The organism is Streptomyces sp. NPDC002886, assembly GCF_042888445.1.
Lineage (GTDB): Bacteria > Actinomycetota > Actinomycetes > Streptomycetales > Streptomycetaceae > Streptomyces.
The window spans coordinates 371424-388322 of record NZ_JBIAPV010000001.1 but is presented as its reverse complement, the minus strand read 5'-3'; the positions used below and the strand labels follow the sequence as shown (position 1 = coordinate 388322).

Genomic DNA, 16899 nt, shown 5'->3' with positions numbered 1-16899 from the left:
TGGATGATCTTCCCGTCCGGACTGGCTCCAACCACCCGGACGGGAAGACCTGTAGGAAAAACCTTAACGGACAGGAAATCCTTCGGTCACGCGGGGTGGCTATGGGAGGGGTCACATCGAGGAGTCGGCCGGAAGCCGCAGTGCGAACCGCCCTCCGGGGCCCGGTCCGGCGCCCAGCGTGCCGCCGTGCGCCGTCGCGATGTCCCGCGCGATGGCCAGCCCGAGCCCGGTCCCGCCCGCGTCCCGGCTGCGCGAGGCGTCGAGCCGGGTGAAGCGGGTGAAGATCCGTTCCCGGTCCGCCTCAGGAACCCCGGCGCCGTCGTCGCGGACCTCCAGGAGGACCCCGGCGGGCCCCGCGTCGACGGTCACCACGACGGCCTCACGGGCGTGCCGCTGCGCGTTGTCGAGGAGGTTGTCCAGCACCCGGGCCAACTGCCCCCGGTTGCCGTGGATCAGGGCCGGTCCGGTGGACTCCACCGACACCGACACCGACACCGACACCGACACGGACACCGACACCGGCACCCGGCCCTCGGGGCGCCGCGCCACGGTGTCCCGTACGAGGTCGCGCAGATCGAGGGCGGACCGCTCGGGTGACTGGCCGGCGTCGAGGCGGGCCAGGAGCAGCAGGTCGTCGGCGAGTTGCTGGACCCGGATCACGTCGTCCAGCAGCTCGCCGCCGTGCAGGAGCCGCGGATGGGCGATCCCCACCTCCACGTGGGCGCGCAGCGCGGCGATGGGATTGCGCAGCTCGTGCGAGGCGTCGGCGACGAACCGCCGCTGGCGGTCCATGGACTCCTCCAGCCGGTCCAGGGTGGAGTTCACCGTGAGGGAGAGCCGGGCGACCTCGTCGCGCGAGGCCGGGACCGGCACCCGGCGGCCCAGGTCCCGCTCGGTGATCTCCGCGACCTCGGCCCGGATCGCCTCCACCGGGCGCAGGGCCCGGCCGGTGGAGCGCCAGGTGACGGCGGCCACGAGCAGGAGCAGCGGCGGGATGCCCCAGACCATCGAGCGCAGGAGCAGGTCCTGGGTGTACCGGGCGGTCTCCAGGCTGGTGGCGGCGTACACGGTGACCCCGGAGCCTTCGGCGGTCGTCGCCCGGACGGCGACGATCCGGAAGGGGTGGGGCTGCGGATCGGAGCGCAGTGCCAGGTCCAGACCGCGGGCGGCCGCTTCGTGGCCGTCGGCGGGCTCGAAGGAGGCCACGGGTCCGCGGGCGGCCAGATTGTGGCTCGCGGCGAGGATCCGCCCGTCGTCGGTGACCACTTGGAGCAGGCTGTCCTCGCCCTCGGGTACGGCGAGGCGGTCGACGAGGCGCCCCGACCCCGTCACCGCGGCGACGGCCTCGGCGCGGGTCAGCGCGGTGCGCTCGGCGGAGCCGACCAGCCCGTGCCGGATCACGCCGAGCAGGCCCGCGCAGGCGGCGAGCAGCGCGACGGTGACGATGGCGACGGCGCCGAGGGTGGTCCGCACGCGGACCGAGCCGAGGGGGAGCCGGAACCGAGGGAGCCGTGGCCGGGGGAGTCGTGGCCGGGAGAGCCGCGGGGGGAGCCGGAACCGCGACCGCCGGCCGGAGCGCCTCACGGGGTGGCGGCGGGCTGCGGGACGAGGCGGTAGCCGATCCCGCGAGCGGTGTGCAGCAGGGGCCGCGCGGTGTCCGCGGTGTCCCTGACGGGGGCCTGGAGCTTGCGGCGCAACGCGCTCACGTGCACTTCCACCACGTTCGGATCGCTGTCGGCGGGCAGGTCCCAGACCTCCTCCAGCAGGGCGCCCTTGGAGACCGTGACCCCCGGCCGCCGCGCGAGCACCGCGAGGAGGTCGAACTCCTTGGCGGTGAGCGGGATCTCGGCCCCGGCGCGGGTGCACCTCTTGCTCCCGGGCTCCAGGACGAGGTCGCCCGCCTCGACGACGGCCGGCCGGGCGGCGCCCCCGCGGCGCAGCAGGGCGCGCAGGCGGGCCTGGAGCACCAGATAGGAGAAGGGCTTCGTGAGGTAGTCGTCCGCGCCCGTGTCGAGGCCCTCGGCCTCGTCGTACTCGCTGTCCCGGGCGGTCAGCATCAGGATCGGCGTCCAGAGCCCGGCGGCCCGTACGGTCCGGCACACGCGGTGTCCGTCGAGGCCCGGCAGCATCACGTCGAGGACGATCGCGTCGTGGGCGCCGGTGAGCGCGAGCCGCAGACCCTCGTGTCCGTCGTGGGCCACGTCGACCCGGAGCCCCTCGGCCTCGAATCCGCGGCGCAGGACGGAGGTCAGGGAGACCTCGTCCTCCACGATCAATATGCTGCTCATTGTCCGGATCCTACCTATTGGTGAGGGATGCTCTCAGTGGCGGGCGTGCTGCGACCAGTCGTAGTGGTCCTGGCCGAGGTTGCCGGAGCGGTCGCGGATCTCCTGCTCGGAGGGGCGGCCGGAGCGGTCGCGGACCTCGCGCCGTTCCTTCTCCTCCTTCTGGTGGCGGGCCGCCTCGCCCGTCTTCGCGTCGATGTCGATCTCGTGCCGGACGGAGCCGTCGCTGACCTCGATCCGCCACAGCGGCCTGATCTCGGTGCCCTCGATGGACAGTTCGGAGACGAAGCCCGCGCCCGCCGTGGCCACGGCGGTGCGGACGGCGTCCTCGCGGTCCACGCTCGCGGCGGCCAGTTTGGCCAGCGGGATCTCCAGGTGCCGGCGGGCGCGGTCGGGCATCCGGTCGGCGCGGTCGCCCAGCAGCGCGCCCGTGGTCGCGTCCACCGTGAGGTGGTGCACGCGCGGCTCGGCGGTCATGACGTCGATCTCCCAGACCTGGGCGCCGTCCTCGGTCTCCAGCTCCACGTCCGTGATCCGGCCGCCGGGCACCCAGTTCTCGGCGGTCGCCATGGCCTGGGCGCGGGGGGCCTTCGGGCCGCCCTGTTCGGCCGGGGCGGGGGTCGGCTCCGGAGCCGACGCGGGGGACTCGGGTGCGGTCGAGGCGGCGGCGGCCGGGGCCGCGTCGCCGGCGGCGCGGGCCTTGTCCACGCCGGGGTCGGAACCCGCGCCTCCGCAGGCGGTGAGCGAGAGGAGGAGGGCCCCGGCCGCGAGGCCGGCGGCCGGCAGCCGACGCCGGCGGGTGGAGGCCCCGGTCTTCGCGCCGGCCGCGGTCCTCGCGCCGCCGGGTCCCTTCGCGTCGGCGGGGCTCTTCGCGGTGACGGTCGTACGGACGTTCATGGGGCCCTCCCGAGCGGCTGTCTCACCGGCTGGTGATGACTCCACTCTCAAGGGCCCTCCTGAACCCTCCCTGAAGCATTCTGAAGACCGCTTCAGGATGATCTGTTCTAGTTCATCCCGTTATAGTCCCGATATGGCTCTCCATGAGACGAAGGACCTGCGTGCCCGCGACGCCGAGACGGACGTGTTCGCGTCCACCCTCAGCGGCGAGATCCTCCCCAAGAACCGGATGCCCGAAGACCACTCGCCCTCCGAGGTGGTCTACCAGCTCCTCCACAACGAGCTGCTCCTCGACGGCAACGCCGCCCAGAACCTGGCCACCTTCTGCACCACCTGGTCGGACGACGGGGTCCACCGGCTGATGAACGAGTGCCTCGACAAGAACATGATCGACAAGGACGAGTACCCGCAGACGGCCGAGATCGAGTCCCGCTGCGTCAACATCCTGGCCGACCTGTGGAACGCCCCCGCCGGCACCACCGGCACCGGCTGCTCCACCACCGGCTCCAGCGAGGCCGCCATGCTCGGCGGCCTCGCCCTCAAGTGGCGCTGGCGCGAGCGCCGCCGCGCCGCCGGCCTGCCCACCGACCGGCCGAACCTGGTGTGCGGGCCGGTCCAGGTCTGCTGGGAGAAGTTCGCGCGGTACTTCGACGTGGAGCTCCGCCAGCTTCCCCTGTTGCCCGGAGCCACCGGTCTGAGCCCCGAGCAGCTCGCCGCGAACGTCGACGAGAACACCATCGGCGTCGTCGCCATCCTCGGGGTCACCTACACCTGCGTCTACGAGCCCGTCGCCGAGATCGCCGCCGAACTCGACCGGATCCAGGCCGAGCACGGCTGGGACGTGCCGATTCACGTGGACGCCGCCAGCGGCGGTTTCGTGGCCCCCTTCCTCCACCCCGACGTGGTCTGGGACTTCCGGCTGCCGCGCGTGGCCTCCGTCAACACCTCCGGGCACAAGTACGGCCTCGCCCCGCTGGGCGTCGGCTGGATCGTCTGGCGCACCGCCGATCTGCTCCCGGCCGACCTGGTCTTCTCCGTGGACTACCTCGGCGGGGACATGCCCACCTTCGCCCTGAACTTCTCCCGGCCGGGCGGCGAGATCATCGCCCAGTACTACCTGTTCCTGCGGCTGGGCCGGGGCGGCTACCGCCGGGTCCAGCAGGCCTGCGCCGACACCGCCCAGTACCTGGCCCGGGAGATCGAGACCATCGGCCCCTTCACCCTCCTCTACGACGGCCAGGGCGCGCTGCCCGCCGTCTCCTACCGGCTCACCGACCCGGAGGGAGCGGGCTTCACCCTCTACGACCTCTCCGACCGGCTCCGGATGCGCGGCTGGCAGGTGCCCTCGTACCCCCTGCCCGCCGAACGCGACGACACGGTCATCCAGCGGGTCCTGATCCGGCACGGGGTGACCCGGGACCAGATCGCGCTGCTCGTCACCGACCTGCGGGGCGCCGTGGACCACTTGGTCGCGCACCCGCAGCCGGTGCCCGCGGCGCCGCCCCGGTCGGGCTTCCACCACTGAGCCCGGCGGGCTTCCACCACTGAGCCCGGCCCCGGCACCGCCCGGCCCTCAGGACGCCGCCCAGCGCATCCCCAGCTCCGTCAGCGCCGCCGTCCGCTCCGGGGCCAGGGACGCGGCGCGGGAGCGCTGGTTGGCGATCCAGGAACCGAGGCGCAGGTCCCGGTCGCCGACCCGCTCCACGTGCGTACGGGGCACCCGCAGGTGCCGCTCGCGCTCGTGGAACCGCCGGGCCGCCTCCAGGTGCGCGGCCCACGCGTCCGCGTGCGCGATCCGGGGCTTCGGCCGGTCCGCGCCCTCGGCCGGGGTCACCCCGAGGGTGTGCTCCAGCAGCCAGCGCTGGGCCCAGGCCAGGCGCTCCCAGGCCGCGCGCTGCCCGCGCAGCCACACGCCGAGGTCCTCGCCCTGGACCACGGCCTCCCCGGGGCGCGCCGGGAGCCGGCCGCCCGCGTCCAGGTGGACCCGGGTCAGGTGGAAGGCCCGCTGCCAGGAGATATCCCAGGACGGACACCAGGAGGCGTCGATGGCCTCCAGGGCCTCCCGGCGCTCCTCGGACAGGGCGCCGGGGCCCTCCCGGCGGGCCGCCGCCCGCTGGTTCTTGACCCAGACCCCGACCGGGGCGCCGCGCCAGGTGGCGTCCACCGGAGGCAGCAGGTGACCGTGCTCGGCCGCCCAGCCGCCCGCCGCCGCGAGCCCCTCCTCGAACGCCACGTCGAAGTGGCTCCACACCATGCCCAGTTCGTCGAGCTGCGCCACCCGGCGGTGGCCGAGCGCCCCGCGGCGGTACGTGCGCCGGGCGTCCGCGATCCACTGGCCGAGCGGGAACCGGGTCAGCCCCGGCGGCCACGGAGCCCCGGCTTCCCGGTCCCCGGGGGCGACCGCGTCCGCCCCCGCGCCCTCGGGCACCTTGAACGCGAACGGCACCTTCAGGTCCCCGGCGAGCCCGGCGTAGATCCGGGCGGCCTCCACACCGCGACGCCAGTGCTCGTGCTCCGGGTGCAGGACGCGCAGCCGGACGAAGGCGGCCAGCAGCGCCGGGTCGCGCGGGGTGGAGAAGCTCAGCAGGGACTCCGCGCCGCCCCGCAGGCCGGAGCCGCCCACGGACTCCGCCGCACCCGGAGCCGCGCGCCGGCTCGGGGCCTGGGGCTGCGCCAGGGACTCCACCAGCCGGGTGTCGTGGGCCCGTAGCGCCTCCAGCAGCCGCGCGAGGTCCCCGTACGCCCGTGAGGTCAGCATCGTCTCGGGGGACTCGCCGGGTCCCAGCAGCACCGGCACCACGAGGGAGGCGACCTTGCCCTCCCCGGGCCGGATGCGCAGTGCCCGGCCGACGGCCTGCACCAGGTCGGGCATGGAACCCCGTACGTCGGCCCAGAAGACCGAGTCGCACTCCTTGGTGTCCACGCCCTCGCCCAGCACCCGGACGCTGCCGAGGAAGGCCTTGTCCGCGACCCGGTCGTCCGCGAAGGCGGCCAGTACCCGGCGTCGGTGCGCCGCCGTGTGCTGCCCGCACAGCCAGTCCGCCCAGACGGTACGGGGGTGCACGGGCCGCGGGGCCCAACTCGTGGCGCGCAGCCGGGCGGCGACCGCCGGCAGACCGGCCGCGAAGGCCTCGGCCTCCTTGGTCAGGTGGTGGAAGACCAGGGTGCGCCGGAACCCCTGCTGCACGGCCGCCGTCATCAGCGCCGTCTGGAGCGCCGCGAGCCGCACCCCGCGCACGGCGTCGGAGCGTCCGTCCGGTCCGAGCAGCACGGCCGCCTGGAACTCCGGATCGCTGACGTCCACGCAGACCACCCGGTAGGGCGCGCAGATGCCCCGGTCGACGGCCTCCGAGAGGGTCAGGGTGTAGCAGCGCGCGCCGAACGGCCCGTCCGGATCGTCCTCCATGGAGGCCACCAGGTCGCCGCGGCCGCGGACGCCCTCCGGCCGGTCGGAGCCCTCCGCGGGCTCCTCGCTCCCGGCGGGCTCGGGGTCCTCGCCGTCCTGCCAGACCCGGGGCGTGGCCGTCATGTACAGGCGGCGGACCGAGGGGATCCGGACGTTGTCGTGCACCACCGCCCAGGGCTTGCCGATGCGTCCCGAGGTCCGGTGCGCCTCGTCGACCACGATCAGGTCCCAGCCGGGCAGGCCCTCGAGGTGCGCGCGTTCGATGGTGCCGAGGCCCAGCGAGGCGTACGTGGCGTACACCGTCACCCGGTCGACGGGCGGGCCGGCCCAGTCGGCCAGTTCGGCCGGGTCGGTGGTGGTGGGCACCCCCGCGTCCTCGCCGCTCAGCGAACACACGGCGAAGGAGCGGCCGGTCCGGCCGCCCTCGCGCCAGGCCGCGGCGGTCTGCACGAGGAGGTCCAGCGAGGGAACCAGCACCAGCACCCGGCCGGCCCGCAGTTCCTCGGCCGTGTGCACGGCGACCAACGACTTGCCGGAGCCCGTCGCCATGATGACCTGCGTACGGAGCCCGGTGCGTGGGACCCTGCGCCCGGCGGGCAGTTCCAGCGCCCGTACGGCGGCGTCGACGGCCTCGCGCTGGTGCGGACGGAGCTTCTGCCTGCTGATGCGCTCCACCTCCACCGTGATCTACCGACATGATCTGCCGGTTTGCTTCCAGCTCCTATCTTGCCCCCATTTTGAATCATTGTGGGCGGATCGCGTAGGCGGGGTGTGGTGGAGCGCGGCGGAGCAGAGCGGGAGGCGGTCAGGGAGATGGAGCGGGAGGCGGGCCGGGCTCCCGGGCTCCCCCTTCGGAGCCGGGCCGGGAGGCGGGCCCGGCCCCCTGTGCGCAGCCGGGCCGGGAGGTCCCTACAGCCGGGCGCCGAAGTTCTGCGTCCACCACGGGCCGCCCGCGCCCTGGTGGATGCCGACGCCGATGTCCTTGAAGGAGCAGTTGAGGATGTTCTCCCGGTGGCCCTGGCTCTTCATCCAGGAATCCATCACCTGGGCCGCGGTCCGCTGGCCCATCGCGATGTTCTCCCCGTAGGTGGACCAGCGGTATCCGGCGGCGGTGGTCCGCTTGCCCGGGTCCGCGCCGTCCGGGTTGGTGTGCGCGAAGAAGTCCCGCCGCGCCATGTCGTCGGAGTGCCCCTGGGCGGCCGTACGCAGCTGCGCGTCCTCCTTGAGCGGCCCGCAGCCGGCCTTCGCGCGCTCGGAGTTGACCAGGGAGATCACCTGGGCGGCGGTGCTGCCGCCCGGCGGGGCGGGAGCGGGCTTCTTCGGCGGGGTGGACTTCGGGCTGGGCTTCGGGGTGGGCGTGGGGGTCGGGCTCGGCGTCGGGCTCGGGCTCGGGCTCGCGCTGGGGCTCGGCGAGGTGCTCGGAGAGGCGGACACCGAGGGGCTCGGGGTGGGGGAGGCCGGCTCCGGGGGCAGCGCGGCCCCCGATTCCGGTGCCACGAGCGCGGCCGCGGGCGCCTCGACGGAGCCGGTGCCGGGCCGGGTGCCGAGGTAGGTCAGCCCGCCTCCCACGACACAGGCGGCGAGCACCGCGCCGCCGATGACCCGGCGCCGGCCGCGGGTGCGCCGCCGCTTGCGCAGCGAGGCGCGCCCGTCCCCGGGGGCGTCCGTGACGGCGAAGCGCGCTTCGCCCGCGTTCCCGGCCCCAGCCCCGCCCCCACCACCGGCCGCGTCCCCGCCGTACGCCGCGCCCGAAGCGGTCGTGGCCAGGCCCGCGGAGGCGAAGCCGGAGTCCAGGGCGGCCCGTACGCCCGCGAGCAGCGCCACCGACACCGGCAGCAGCGCCAGCCCGGCCAGCAGTCCTTCGGCCGGGACCAGGCCGTTCCACAGCCCGGCGCAGCGCAGGCACTCGCGGGCGTGCCGGGCTATTCGCTTGCGCCACAGCGCCGAGGGCAGGCCGTCCCAGCTCGCGGCCATCGCCCGCAGGTCCTCGCAGGGCGGCTGGGCGCCCAGCGCCCGCTCCACCACGCGGGCCGCCTCCAGCTGCGCCTTCATCCGCTGCACCCGTACCGCCGTGTGCTGCGGGGACAGCTCCAGCGCCTGCGCCATCTCCGCGCGCGTCAGCTCCCCGGCGCACTCGAGCCACCACAGGGACAGCAGCGCCCGGTCGTCGGGCTCCAGCCAGCGCGTGGCCCGGGCCGTCTCGCGCCGCTGGCCCTCCAGCTGGAGCCGTACGACGGTCAGGTCCACGAAGTCGGCGCCCGGATCGGCGAGCTCCCAGGCGGCTTCGAGGCCGCTTTCGCCGGGGGCGCTCCGGCGGGCCTGCCAGTGGGCGCGCACCCGGTTCATGGCGATCGCGACCAGCCAGGACCGGAAGCTGTGGTCGTCGCGCAGGTCGCCCAGCCCGTCGAGTGCCCGCAGCATCGTGTCCTGGACCACGTCGTCCACGTCGACGGACCCGTTCAGGGCCCGCCCGACGATGTTGTAGACCAGCGGCAGATAGGCGCTGACCAGGTCGTCCTGTGCGCGCGGATCGCCCGCGCGGGCCGCGGCGACCAGCGCTGCCGTGTGCTGAGTGCTCATAGAAAAGTCCCTGTCCGTACCGGCGCTCGATGATGCCCAATACCTGGGAGACCGTCGAGGGGGACTTCGATAACGCTTATCCGCCGAACGATTCCGCGGATGCGCTATCCCCGGCCGGGGCGAGCCGGGCGGCCAGGGCGTCGAGGTCGGGCAGGAACCAGATGTGGCGGCCCTGGTTCGACTCCCGTACGAGATCGCGCAGGGCCGCACTGGTCTCCAGATGGTGAGAGAGATCACCCACGACCACCAGGCGGACCCGGTAGTTCACGAACTTCTGCATGATCGCCCCGGCCAGGCCGCCGCGCAGGTCGAAGAAGACGGCGTCCAGTCGTTCCACCGGGACGGCGACGATGTCGGTCCGGTAAAAGGCGCCGCCGATGAGCTGGTCGAGCGCGTCCTGCTCGGTGGCGACCGTCGGGCCGTCGGCGGCGCAGACCAGGACCGGTACGCCGTGGTGTTCCACGATGAGGTCAGCCACGGTGCACCGGCTCCGCGTGGCCGTCCAGGTCGTTTCCCATGCCGTTGCCGGGGCCGAGCACCCCGTCGACCAAGTGCAGCAGATCGGCGGTGGTGGCGGCGTCGCCGAGGATCACGATCTTCATGCGGGCCCGTTCCTTGTCGTAGACCGTCTGAAGGCGCAGCGCCGCCGGAGCGGCCCGGGGGGACTGCGCGCTCGCCGTGACGAGGTTCGCGAGCCGGTTCGCCGCGTCGGGGCCGATCGCGTCGATCTGCACGATGCTCGACACCTCCACGTGCCGCCGGGGCGCCTCACCGGTGGGGGAGGGATCCTCGGCGCCCGGGGCGGGGCGGCTCGTCAGGGCCTCGAAGTCCGCCCGGCTGATCCGGTACTGCTTGCCGATCCGGACGGCCTTGAGCCGGCCGTCGCGCACGTAGTTCCGCACCGTCCGCACGTGCAGGCCGAGCAGCTCGGCGACCTCGCCGACCGAGTACAGCTCGCGTCCTTCGTCACTCATGACTCCGGATCCTACCCTAAGAGGTGCTCTTGCGGACTTATAGGGAAGGTTGCGGAGTCCGGAGTTCGAGGATGGGGGAGGAGGAGTTCGAGGAGTCGCCCGGGGTTCCGCAGGGGCAGGTAGTGATCGGCGCCCGCGACCACCTCCAGCCGCGCACCGGGGATGCCGCCCACGAGCCGGCCGGCGATGACGCCGATCTCGGGGTGGTCGTGGTCGCCGACGACGACTAGCGTCGGGACCCGGATCCGGTCCAGCCGCTCGACCGCTACCTCGTCGGGGTCGAGGGCGTGCCCCTTCTCCGCGGCGGCTCCGGCTTCGGCGTTCTCCCGCACCATGGGCTCGATCACCTCGAAACCGGGTGCCCGCTCGCCCAGGTTCGCCCAGAGCCCGAGCTCCAGCTCGGCGATGCGGCTGCCGACCGGTCCGCGGCGCGCCGCGGCGTACGCGTCCGTCTCGGGGTCGCGGGGCCACTCGTGCCCACCGACGGACGTCGCGATCAGCGTCAACGACCGCACCCGCTCCGGGTGTTCCAGGGTGAAGTCGAGCGCGACCTCGCCGCCCATGCTCAAGCCGACGAGCCCCGCGGTCCGGAAGCCGAACCGGTCCAGGAGCGCCGGCAGGTCGTCCTCGTAGCGGAAGGGCCCGGTCGGGGGCGTCGAGCGGCCGTGGCCCCTGGCGTCGTAGCGCACCACGGTGTGGTGCGCGGCCAGCGCGGCGAAGACGCCGTCCCACAGGCGGCTGTCGTGGACCGCTCCGTGGAGCAGGACGAGCGGGGGGCCTTTCCCGGCCTTCTCGGCGGAGATGCGGCCTCCGTCGCTGACGTGGATCAACTCGGTGGTCATGCCCCCGATTCGACCACGGCGCCGCATCCGCCGAGCGGTGTGGGGTGCCCCGGGAAATCCGCTTCGGCCGGGGGCGGTCCCGCTCCTATGATCACCCGATGACGGATCCCCGCTATCCCGCCAAGCCCCGCCCCGGAGACCGCGTCGCGGTGCTCTCCCCTTCGGCGGGCCTGCCCGAGCTCTTCCCGCAGCCCTACGAACTGGGTCTGAGGCGGCTCCGGGAGGAGTTCGGACTGGAGCCGGTGGAGTACCCGACGACCCGGAAGATGGGGGCGAGCCCGCAGCAGCGGGCCGCCGACCTCCACGCGGCCTTCGCCGACCCCGGCATCAAGGCGGTGATCGCCAGTATCGGCGGCGACGACCAGATCACGGTGCTCCCGCACCTCGACGCCGACATCCTGCGCGCCCACCCCAAGCCGTTCTTCGGCTACAGCGACAACACCAACCTGCTCCTGCACCTGAGGGACCTGGGACTGGTCGCGTACCACGGGGGCTCGGTGATGGTCGAGCTCGGACGGCCCGGCGCCCTGCACCCGCTGACCGAACGGTCCCTGCGGGCGGCGCTGTTCACCTCCGGCGAGTACGAGCTGACCGCCGCCGACGCCGTCGGCGACGTCAACGGACCCTGGGACGACCCCCGCACCTTCGACGCCGCACCGGAACTGGACCCGGCCGGGGGCTGGACCTGGCACCAGGGCGACCGGGTGGTCGAGGGCAACAGCTGGGGCGGCAACCTGGAGATCATCTCCTGGCTCCTGATGGCCGACCGCGTGCGGCCCGTCGAGGAGCTCGCCGGCGGGGTGCTCTTCCTGGAGACCTCGGAGGACATGCCGAGCGCCCGGGACGTCTACTGGATCCTGCGCAACATGGGGGAGCGCGGACTGCTCCGGCAGTTCCCCGCCCTGCTGATGGGCCGGGCGAAGAGCTGGTCCTTCGAGAAGCCCTACGGGGCCGGGGAACGGGAGCGCTACCGCCGCGAGCAGCGCGAGGCGGTCCTGCGGGCCCTCGGCGAGTACGCCCCCGGCACCATGGCCGTCTTCGACGTGGACCTCGGGCACACCGACCCGCAGGTCGTCATCCCCGTCGGGGGCCGGGTCCGGGTGGACGGTCCGGCCCGCCGCGTCTTCGTCACGTACTGACGAACATCCGCATGTACCGGCGAACATCGGCCTGAGTCAACGCCGTTGGGGTTCCACCGGCCGGGTGCGGGGTGACAATGGGGCTCCCACGGGACGTGTTGGGGGCGGCATGTCGGCGTTGCTCTTGAGGGGATCCGGCCGGGCGAGGAGCTGGGCCGGATACCTCGGTTCGGTAGGGCTCGGAGCAGGTGCGGTGGCGCTGGCGGCGGTGTGGACCTCGGGGCCCTGGGCCGCCGGGATCGGGGCGGCCGTCACCACGCTGTCCGGACTCGCCGCCGAGCTGACGCGGCCTCCCGGGGAGGGCGCCGACCCCCGGGCCGCCGGGGAGGTGCTCCGCACGGCGGCGGGCCGGATCCCGCTGCTGCGCCAGGTGGACCGCCCCGAACTGGCCGGAGCCCACCCGGCCGAGGCCCCCGCGGCCCCGCCCGCGTACATCCGGCGCGACGCCGAACCGGGACTGCGCGCCGCCCTGGAGCGCAGCCGCTTCGTCCTCGTGGTGGGGGAGTCCACGGCGGGCAAGACACGGCTCGCCTACGAGGTGGCCCGCACCCGCTACCCCCGGCACGCCTTCGTCCGGCCGCTCTCCCGCGCCGCACTGCCCGAAGCGGTACGGATCGCCGGGCGCCGGCGCCGCGCCGTGCTATGGCTGGACGACCTGGAGGACCACCTCGGCGCGGGCGGCCTCAGCACCGCGCAACTGGCCTCCCTGCGTGCGGCGGTGGTGATCGCGACGATGCGGGTGGAGGAGTACCGGCGCTACGACGCCCGCGAGGAGAGCCGGCTCACCGGCTCCGACCGGGACGCCTGGCGGGCCCAGCGCGACCTGCTCCACCGGGCGGCCGTCATCAGGCTGCCCCGGCACTGGTCCAGGGCGGAGCGCGGCCGGGCCGCCGCCCACCGGGGCGACCCGCGCATCGGGGCAGCCCTGCGCGCCGGCGAGCGGTTCGGGGTCGCCGAGGTGCTGGCGGCGGGACCGGAACTCCTGGCGGCCTGGGAGAACGCCTGGGCCCCGGGCGCCAATCCGCGCGGCGCCGCCGTGGTCGCGGCGGCGGTGGACTGCCGCCGGGCCGGACTGCGCCGCCCGGTGAGCCGCGCGTGGCTCCGCGAACTGCACGCCCCCTATCTGGCGGCCCGGGGCGGCGGGGACCTCCAGCCCGAGCCCTTCGCCGAGGCGATGGACTGGGCCTGCGCCGCCGCCTACGCCACGAGCGGGCTGCTCATCGGCAACTTCGGGGCCGGATTCACCGCCTTCGACTACCTGTTGACCGCGCCGGGCAGCGCTCCGGTGCCCGACCACCTGTGGCGCGGATTGCTGCCCCTGGTGGAGCCCGCCGACGCCTACGACATGGGGCTCGTCGCCCATCAGGACGGCCGCCTGGCGCGGGCCATCGAAGCCCTCGCGATCGCCTCGCGCGGCGGGGTCCCCGGCGCCGAACTGCCGCTCGCCATCGCCATCGGGGACTCCGGGAAACCGCGCCGGGCCGCCGCCGATCTCGCCGGGATCGCCCGCCGGCGGGCCGGCCGGCTCGGGACCCGGCACCCCGACACCCTGGCGGCCCGGCATCAACTGGCCTTCTTCGTAGGGGAGTCCGGAAACGACCGGGCCGCAGCCTCCCAGTTCACGGAGCTGCTCGTGGACGCCCTGGAGGTGCTGGGGCCCGATCACCCGGACACCCTGGCGGCGCGGCACCAGCTGGCCTACTTCACCGGGGAGGGCGGCGATCCCCGCGCGGCCGCCCGCCAGTTGGAAGGGCTGCTCGCCGACCGCCTGCGGGTCCAGGGCGCCGGGCACCCGCAGGTGCTGGCGACCCGGCGCAGCCTGATCTGGTTCCGGCCGGGGGAACCGGCCGACGCGGAAGCCGAGTTGCGGAACCTGCTGGCCGAGGCCGAAGCCGCCGAGGGGATCGGGCCCGACGATCCGCACACGCTCGCCGTCCGGGGAAGCCTGGCGGCGCTGGCGGCCCGCGCCGGGCGCACCGCCGAGGCCGCGCAGGCCTGGGCGGAACTCGCCGCCGACCGGACCAGGGTGCTCGGCGAGGACCACCCGCACGTGTTCTACTCCCACCTGGAATGGGCCCGCGCCCTGCTCGCCCGGAACCGGGCCGCCGAGGCGGCGGCGGTGCTGACCGGAGCCCTGGCGCGGGCCGGGTCCGCCCTCGAACCGGGTCACCGGCACCTGCGGACGGCCCGGGAGCTGCTGGCACGGGCGCAAGCCCGGCCGGATCGCTAGGCTCAGAGCAACGGGGCCAGGGCCCGGGTGGCGGCGAGCAGGGCGGGCGCGTAGGCCTCGATCTCCGTGCGGGAGACCAGGAACGTGACGGTGGTGATGCTGACACCGCCGATCGGACGGCCGCCGGCGTCGAGGATCGCGGCGCCGACGCAGCGGATGGTCGCCTCGTTCTCCTCGTCGTCCAGGGCGAAGCCCCGCTCCCGCACCCGCTCCAGCTCCGCCTCCAGCTCCTGCCGCGTCGTGAGCGTGTGGGGGGTGCGGCGCGGCAGCCCGGCCGCGGCGACCAGCTCGCGAGCCTCGGCCGCGGGCAGCCCGGCCAGGATGCTCTTGCCGATCGCGGTCGTGTGCAGCGGCATCCGCATGCCGACCCGCGAGGCGGTCTGGAAGGGCTGCTCGCTCTCCAGCTTCCGGATGTAGGTGATGGTCTCCCCGCTGTGCAGGGCGAGATGGACCGCCTGTCCGGTGGCCTCCTGCAGTTCCCGCAGGATCCGCTCGATGCTGGCCGGCTCCCCGCCGGTGACCAGGGCGGACAGCGCGCGCAGCCGGGGGCCGACGCCGTAGCGGCTCTCGCCCTCGGAGCGTACGAAGCCCTGCTCGATCAGCGAGGCCAGGATGCGGAAGGTGCTCGACTTCGGCACGGCCGCCGCCGCCATGACATCGGTGAGCCGGTGCGGGCCGCCGGGCGCGGCCACGGCCTCCAGGATCCGCATCGACTTCTCCAGCGCCGAACCCGCGGTGGAGGTCCGGCCGCCCCGGGCCGTGCCTTCGCCCTCCGTGTTCTCCGGCCTTTCATCCATGGACAACGGGTCTCCAAAGGTGGGTATGGTCTGCGTCAGGAGTTCCGTTACACGATACCAAGTTCCACTACGTGGAACAAATGGAGGATCCTTTGTCCTGCCACCCGTATGCGGCCATCACCGCGCAGCGCCTGCTGCCGGTCCTGCGCAACGCCGACGCGGACGAGGCCGTCCGCCACACCACCGCCCTGCTCGCCGCCGGCTGCCGCGCCGTCGAACTCACCACCTCCACCCCCGGCTGGGCCGAGGCCGTGGCCCGCGCCGTGCCGCTCACCGACGCGCGAGGGCGGCCCGCCCTCATCGGAGTCGGCACCGTCACCACCGCGGCGGCCGCCCGGACCGCCCTCGACGCGGGCGCCGCCTTCCTCATCTCCCCGTACCCGGCTCCCGAGGTCCGCGAGGTCGCCCTGGAGCGCGGGGCCGTCTTCATCGAAGGCGGCTTCACCCCCGGCGAGATCGCCTCCGCGGTCCGGTCCGGCGGCGCGGCGAAGGTGTTCCCCGCGCACGTGGGCGGCCCGCGGTTCATCCGCTCCCTCAAGGCGGTCCTCCCCGACGCCCTGATCATCCCCACCGGCGGGATCGCGCCGGGCGAGGTCCGCGACTGGCTCGCCGCCGGGGCCGCCGCCGTCGGGATAGGCGGCGGCCTGCCCGCCGACCCGGGCGAACTGGCCGCCGTCTTCGCCGACCTCGCCCAGCCCTGCTGCGGCGCCTGCGCGGGCGCGGAGCGCCGGCCGTGAGCGCGCTCGGGGCGTACGACGTCCTCGTCCTGGGTGAGGTCCTCGTCGAGATCCATGCCGAGACGGCCCTGCGGGACGCCGCCGACGGCACCCCCGCCCGCGTCTCCTTCTCCGGGGACGCCCTCAACGCGGCGGCCGCGGCGGCCGCCGCCGGGGCCCGCACCGCCCTGCTCGCCGTCGTCGGCGAGGACGAGCTGAGCGTCCCGCTGCTGGCCCGCGCCGCCGGACTCGGCGTGGACGTCTCCCACGTACGCCGCTCCCCGCGCCCCAACGGCGCCTATCTGCTGGCCGCCGACACCGAGGGCGACCGCGAGTTCGTGTACTGGCGCACCGGCAGCGCCGGTTCCACCCTCTCGGTTGAACACGTCGAGTCCTGGCGGGAGTTGCTGACCGGCTCCAAGGCCCTCATCACCAGCGGCATCACCGGCGCCCTGTCGCCGAGCAGTCGCGAGGCCGTCCTGCTGGCCGCCGAAACCGTGCACGGAGCCGGCGGGCACCTCTCCTACGACCCCAACTTCCGCTCCCGGCTCACCGGTCGGGGCGAGGCGCGCACCCTGCTGGCCCGCATCGCCCCGCTGACCGGGCTGCTGAAGACCTCCTGCCCGGCCGACGCGCTGGCCATGGTCGACACCGACGACCCGGCCGAGGCCGCCGCCCGCTTCCGGGCCCTGGGCGCCCGCGGCGTCGCGGTCACCGCGGGCGCCGACCGGCTGCTGCTGGACGACGGCACGCGGGCGGCGTACCTCCCCGTTCCGGTCAACCCGGACCCGGTCGACGCGACCGGCGCCGGGGACTGCTTCACCGGCACCGCCACCGCCCGGCTCGCCCTGGGCGACAGCCTCGCGGACTCCGTGGCGTACGCGATGGCGGCCGCCTCCCTCTCCGTGTCCGGCCGCGGCGGCACCGGACGCATCCCGCACTTCACCGAGACGGCCGCCCTGGCGGCGGCCCACCGGGAGGACATCCTCGGGACGGGGCGGGTGAAGGCATGAACAGCGTGGACAGGGGGCGT

At 74.6% G+C, this 16899-nt stretch carries 14 protein-coding genes; 5 read left to right on the top strand and 9 right to left on the bottom strand.

Going from position 1 to position 16899, the window contains the following annotated elements; translation table 11 throughout:
- Positions 1-111 precede the first annotated feature (111 nt).
- The 3 genes from ACFYYB_RS01630 to ACFYYB_RS01620 form a co-directional block, all read right to left on the bottom strand.
- Positions 112-1473, bottom strand: coding sequence for a sensor histidine kinase (locus tag ACFYYB_RS01630; protein WP_389432577.1), 1362 nt, complete (start codon positions 1471-1473; stop codon positions 112-114).
- A gap of 107 nt (positions 1474-1580) precedes the next feature.
- A complete protein-coding gene (locus ACFYYB_RS01625; RefSeq protein WP_389432575.1) occupies positions 1581-2288 on the bottom strand; it encodes a response regulator transcription factor in 708 nt (235 codons plus the stop codon).
- A 33-nt stretch (positions 2289-2321) separates the two neighbouring features.
- Positions 2322-3182 carry a PepSY domain-containing protein gene (locus tag ACFYYB_RS01620; RefSeq protein WP_389432574.1) on the bottom strand — a complete coding sequence of 287 codons (861 nt, stop codon included), beginning with the start codon at positions 3180-3182 and terminating at the stop codon, positions 2322-2324.
- A gap of 133 nt (positions 3183-3315) precedes the next feature.
- Here ACFYYB_RS01620 and ACFYYB_RS01615 point away from each other — a divergent pair, with 133 nt between their 5' ends.
- Positions 3316-4707 (top strand): glutamate decarboxylase, encoded by a 1392-nt coding sequence (locus ACFYYB_RS01615; RefSeq protein WP_389432572.1) that lies wholly within the window; start codon positions 3316-3318, stop codon positions 4705-4707.
- 48 nt (positions 4708-4755) lie between these two features.
- Here ACFYYB_RS01615 and ACFYYB_RS01610 read toward each other — a convergent pair whose 3' ends face one another.
- The 5 genes from ACFYYB_RS01610 to ACFYYB_RS01590 all read right to left on the bottom strand — a co-directional run bounded on the left by ACFYYB_RS01610 (position 4756) and on the right by ACFYYB_RS01590 (position 10984).
- Positions 4756-7263, bottom strand: a complete 2508-nt coding sequence (locus ACFYYB_RS01610; protein WP_389432571.1) for a Helicase associated domain protein — start codon at positions 7261-7263, stop codon at positions 4756-4758.
- A gap of 234 nt (positions 7264-7497) precedes the next feature.
- Positions 7498-9168: a sigma-70 family RNA polymerase sigma factor gene (locus ACFYYB_RS01605; RefSeq protein WP_389432570.1), complete on the bottom strand. Its 1671-nt coding sequence runs from the start codon at positions 9166-9168 to the stop codon at positions 7498-7500.
- Positions 9169-9244: 76 nt separating this feature from the next.
- Positions 9245-9646: a DUF4180 domain-containing protein gene (locus ACFYYB_RS01600; protein ID WP_389432569.1), complete on the bottom strand. Its 402-nt coding sequence runs from the start codon at positions 9644-9646 to the stop codon at positions 9245-9247.
- A complete protein-coding gene (locus tag ACFYYB_RS01595; protein WP_389432567.1) occupies positions 9639-10142 on the bottom strand; it encodes a helix-turn-helix domain-containing protein in 504 nt (167 codons plus the stop codon). The genes ACFYYB_RS01600 and ACFYYB_RS01595 overlap by 8 nt, the downstream gene beginning before the upstream one ends.
- 11 nt (positions 10143-10153) lie before the next feature.
- A complete protein-coding gene (locus ACFYYB_RS01590) occupies positions 10154-10984 on the bottom strand; it encodes an alpha/beta fold hydrolase (RefSeq protein WP_389432566.1) in 831 nt (276 codons plus the stop codon).
- Positions 10985-11082: 98 nt separating this feature from the next.
- Here ACFYYB_RS01590 and ACFYYB_RS01585 point away from each other — a divergent pair, with 98 nt between their 5' ends.
- Positions 11083-12123 carry a S66 peptidase family protein gene (locus ACFYYB_RS01585; RefSeq protein WP_389432564.1) on the top strand — a complete coding sequence of 347 codons (1041 nt, stop codon included), beginning with the start codon at positions 11083-11085 and terminating at the stop codon, positions 12121-12123.
- A gap of 109 nt (positions 12124-12232) precedes the next feature.
- Positions 12233-14353: a tetratricopeptide repeat protein gene (locus tag ACFYYB_RS01580; RefSeq protein WP_389432563.1), complete on the top strand. Its 2121-nt coding sequence runs from the start codon at positions 12233-12235 to the stop codon at positions 14351-14353.
- A 2-nt stretch (positions 14354-14355) separates the two neighbouring features.
- Here ACFYYB_RS01580 and ACFYYB_RS01575 read toward each other — a convergent pair whose 3' ends face one another.
- Entirely contained in the window at positions 14356-15150 is a 795-nt protein-coding gene (locus ACFYYB_RS01575; RefSeq protein WP_389432562.1) for an IclR family transcriptional regulator, read from the bottom strand.
- Between the two features lie 80 nt (positions 15151-15230).
- On the opposite strand from ACFYYB_RS01575, the gene ACFYYB_RS01570 reads away from it, so the two are divergent.
- Together ACFYYB_RS01570 and ACFYYB_RS01565 are read left to right on the top strand one after the other, a co-directional pair.
- On the top strand, positions 15231-15887 hold the full coding sequence (locus ACFYYB_RS01570) for a bifunctional 4-hydroxy-2-oxoglutarate aldolase/2-dehydro-3-deoxy-phosphogluconate aldolase (protein WP_389432561.1): 657 nt from the start codon (positions 15231-15233) through the stop codon (positions 15885-15887).
- Positions 15884-16879: a PfkB family carbohydrate kinase gene (locus ACFYYB_RS01565; protein WP_389432559.1), complete on the top strand. Its 996-nt coding sequence runs from the start codon at positions 15884-15886 to the stop codon at positions 16877-16879. Before ACFYYB_RS01570 ends, ACFYYB_RS01565 begins: the two co-directional genes overlap by 4 nt.
- Positions 16880-16899: the final 20 nt, after the last annotated feature.

Coding starts and splice junctions, on each gene's coding strand:
- ACFYYB_RS01580 (WP_389432563.1), top strand. CDS start 12,233: ATGTCGGCGTTGCTCTTGAGGGGATCCGGCCGGGCGAGGAGCTGGGCC.
- ACFYYB_RS01575 (WP_389432562.1), bottom strand. CDS start 15,150: ATGGATGAAAGGCCGGAGAACACGGAGGGCGAAGGCACGGCCCGGGGC.
- ACFYYB_RS01605 (WP_389432570.1), bottom strand. CDS start 9,168: ATGAGCACTCAGCACACGGCAGCGCTGGTCGCCGCGGCCCGCGCGGGC.
- ACFYYB_RS01615 (WP_389432572.1), top strand. CDS start 3,316: ATGGCTCTCCATGAGACGAAGGACCTGCGTGCCCGCGACGCCGAGACG.
- ACFYYB_RS01595 (WP_389432567.1), bottom strand. CDS start 10,142: ATGAGTGACGAAGGACGCGAGCTGTACTCGGTCGGCGAGGTCGCCGAG.
- ACFYYB_RS01590 (WP_389432566.1), bottom strand. CDS start 10,984: ATGACCACCGAGTTGATCCACGTCAGCGACGGAGGCCGCATCTCCGCC.
- ACFYYB_RS01585 (WP_389432564.1), top strand. CDS start 11,083: ATGACGGATCCCCGCTATCCCGCCAAGCCCCGCCCCGGAGACCGCGTC.
- ACFYYB_RS01570 (WP_389432561.1), top strand. CDS start 15,231: ATGGAGGATCCTTTGTCCTGCCACCCGTATGCGGCCATCACCGCGCAG.
- ACFYYB_RS01620 (WP_389432574.1), bottom strand. CDS start 3,182: ATGAACGTCCGTACGACCGTCACCGCGAAGAGCCCCGCCGACGCGAAG.
- ACFYYB_RS01625 (WP_389432575.1), bottom strand. CDS start 2,288: ATGAGCAGCATATTGATCGTGGAGGACGAGGTCTCCCTGACCTCCGTC.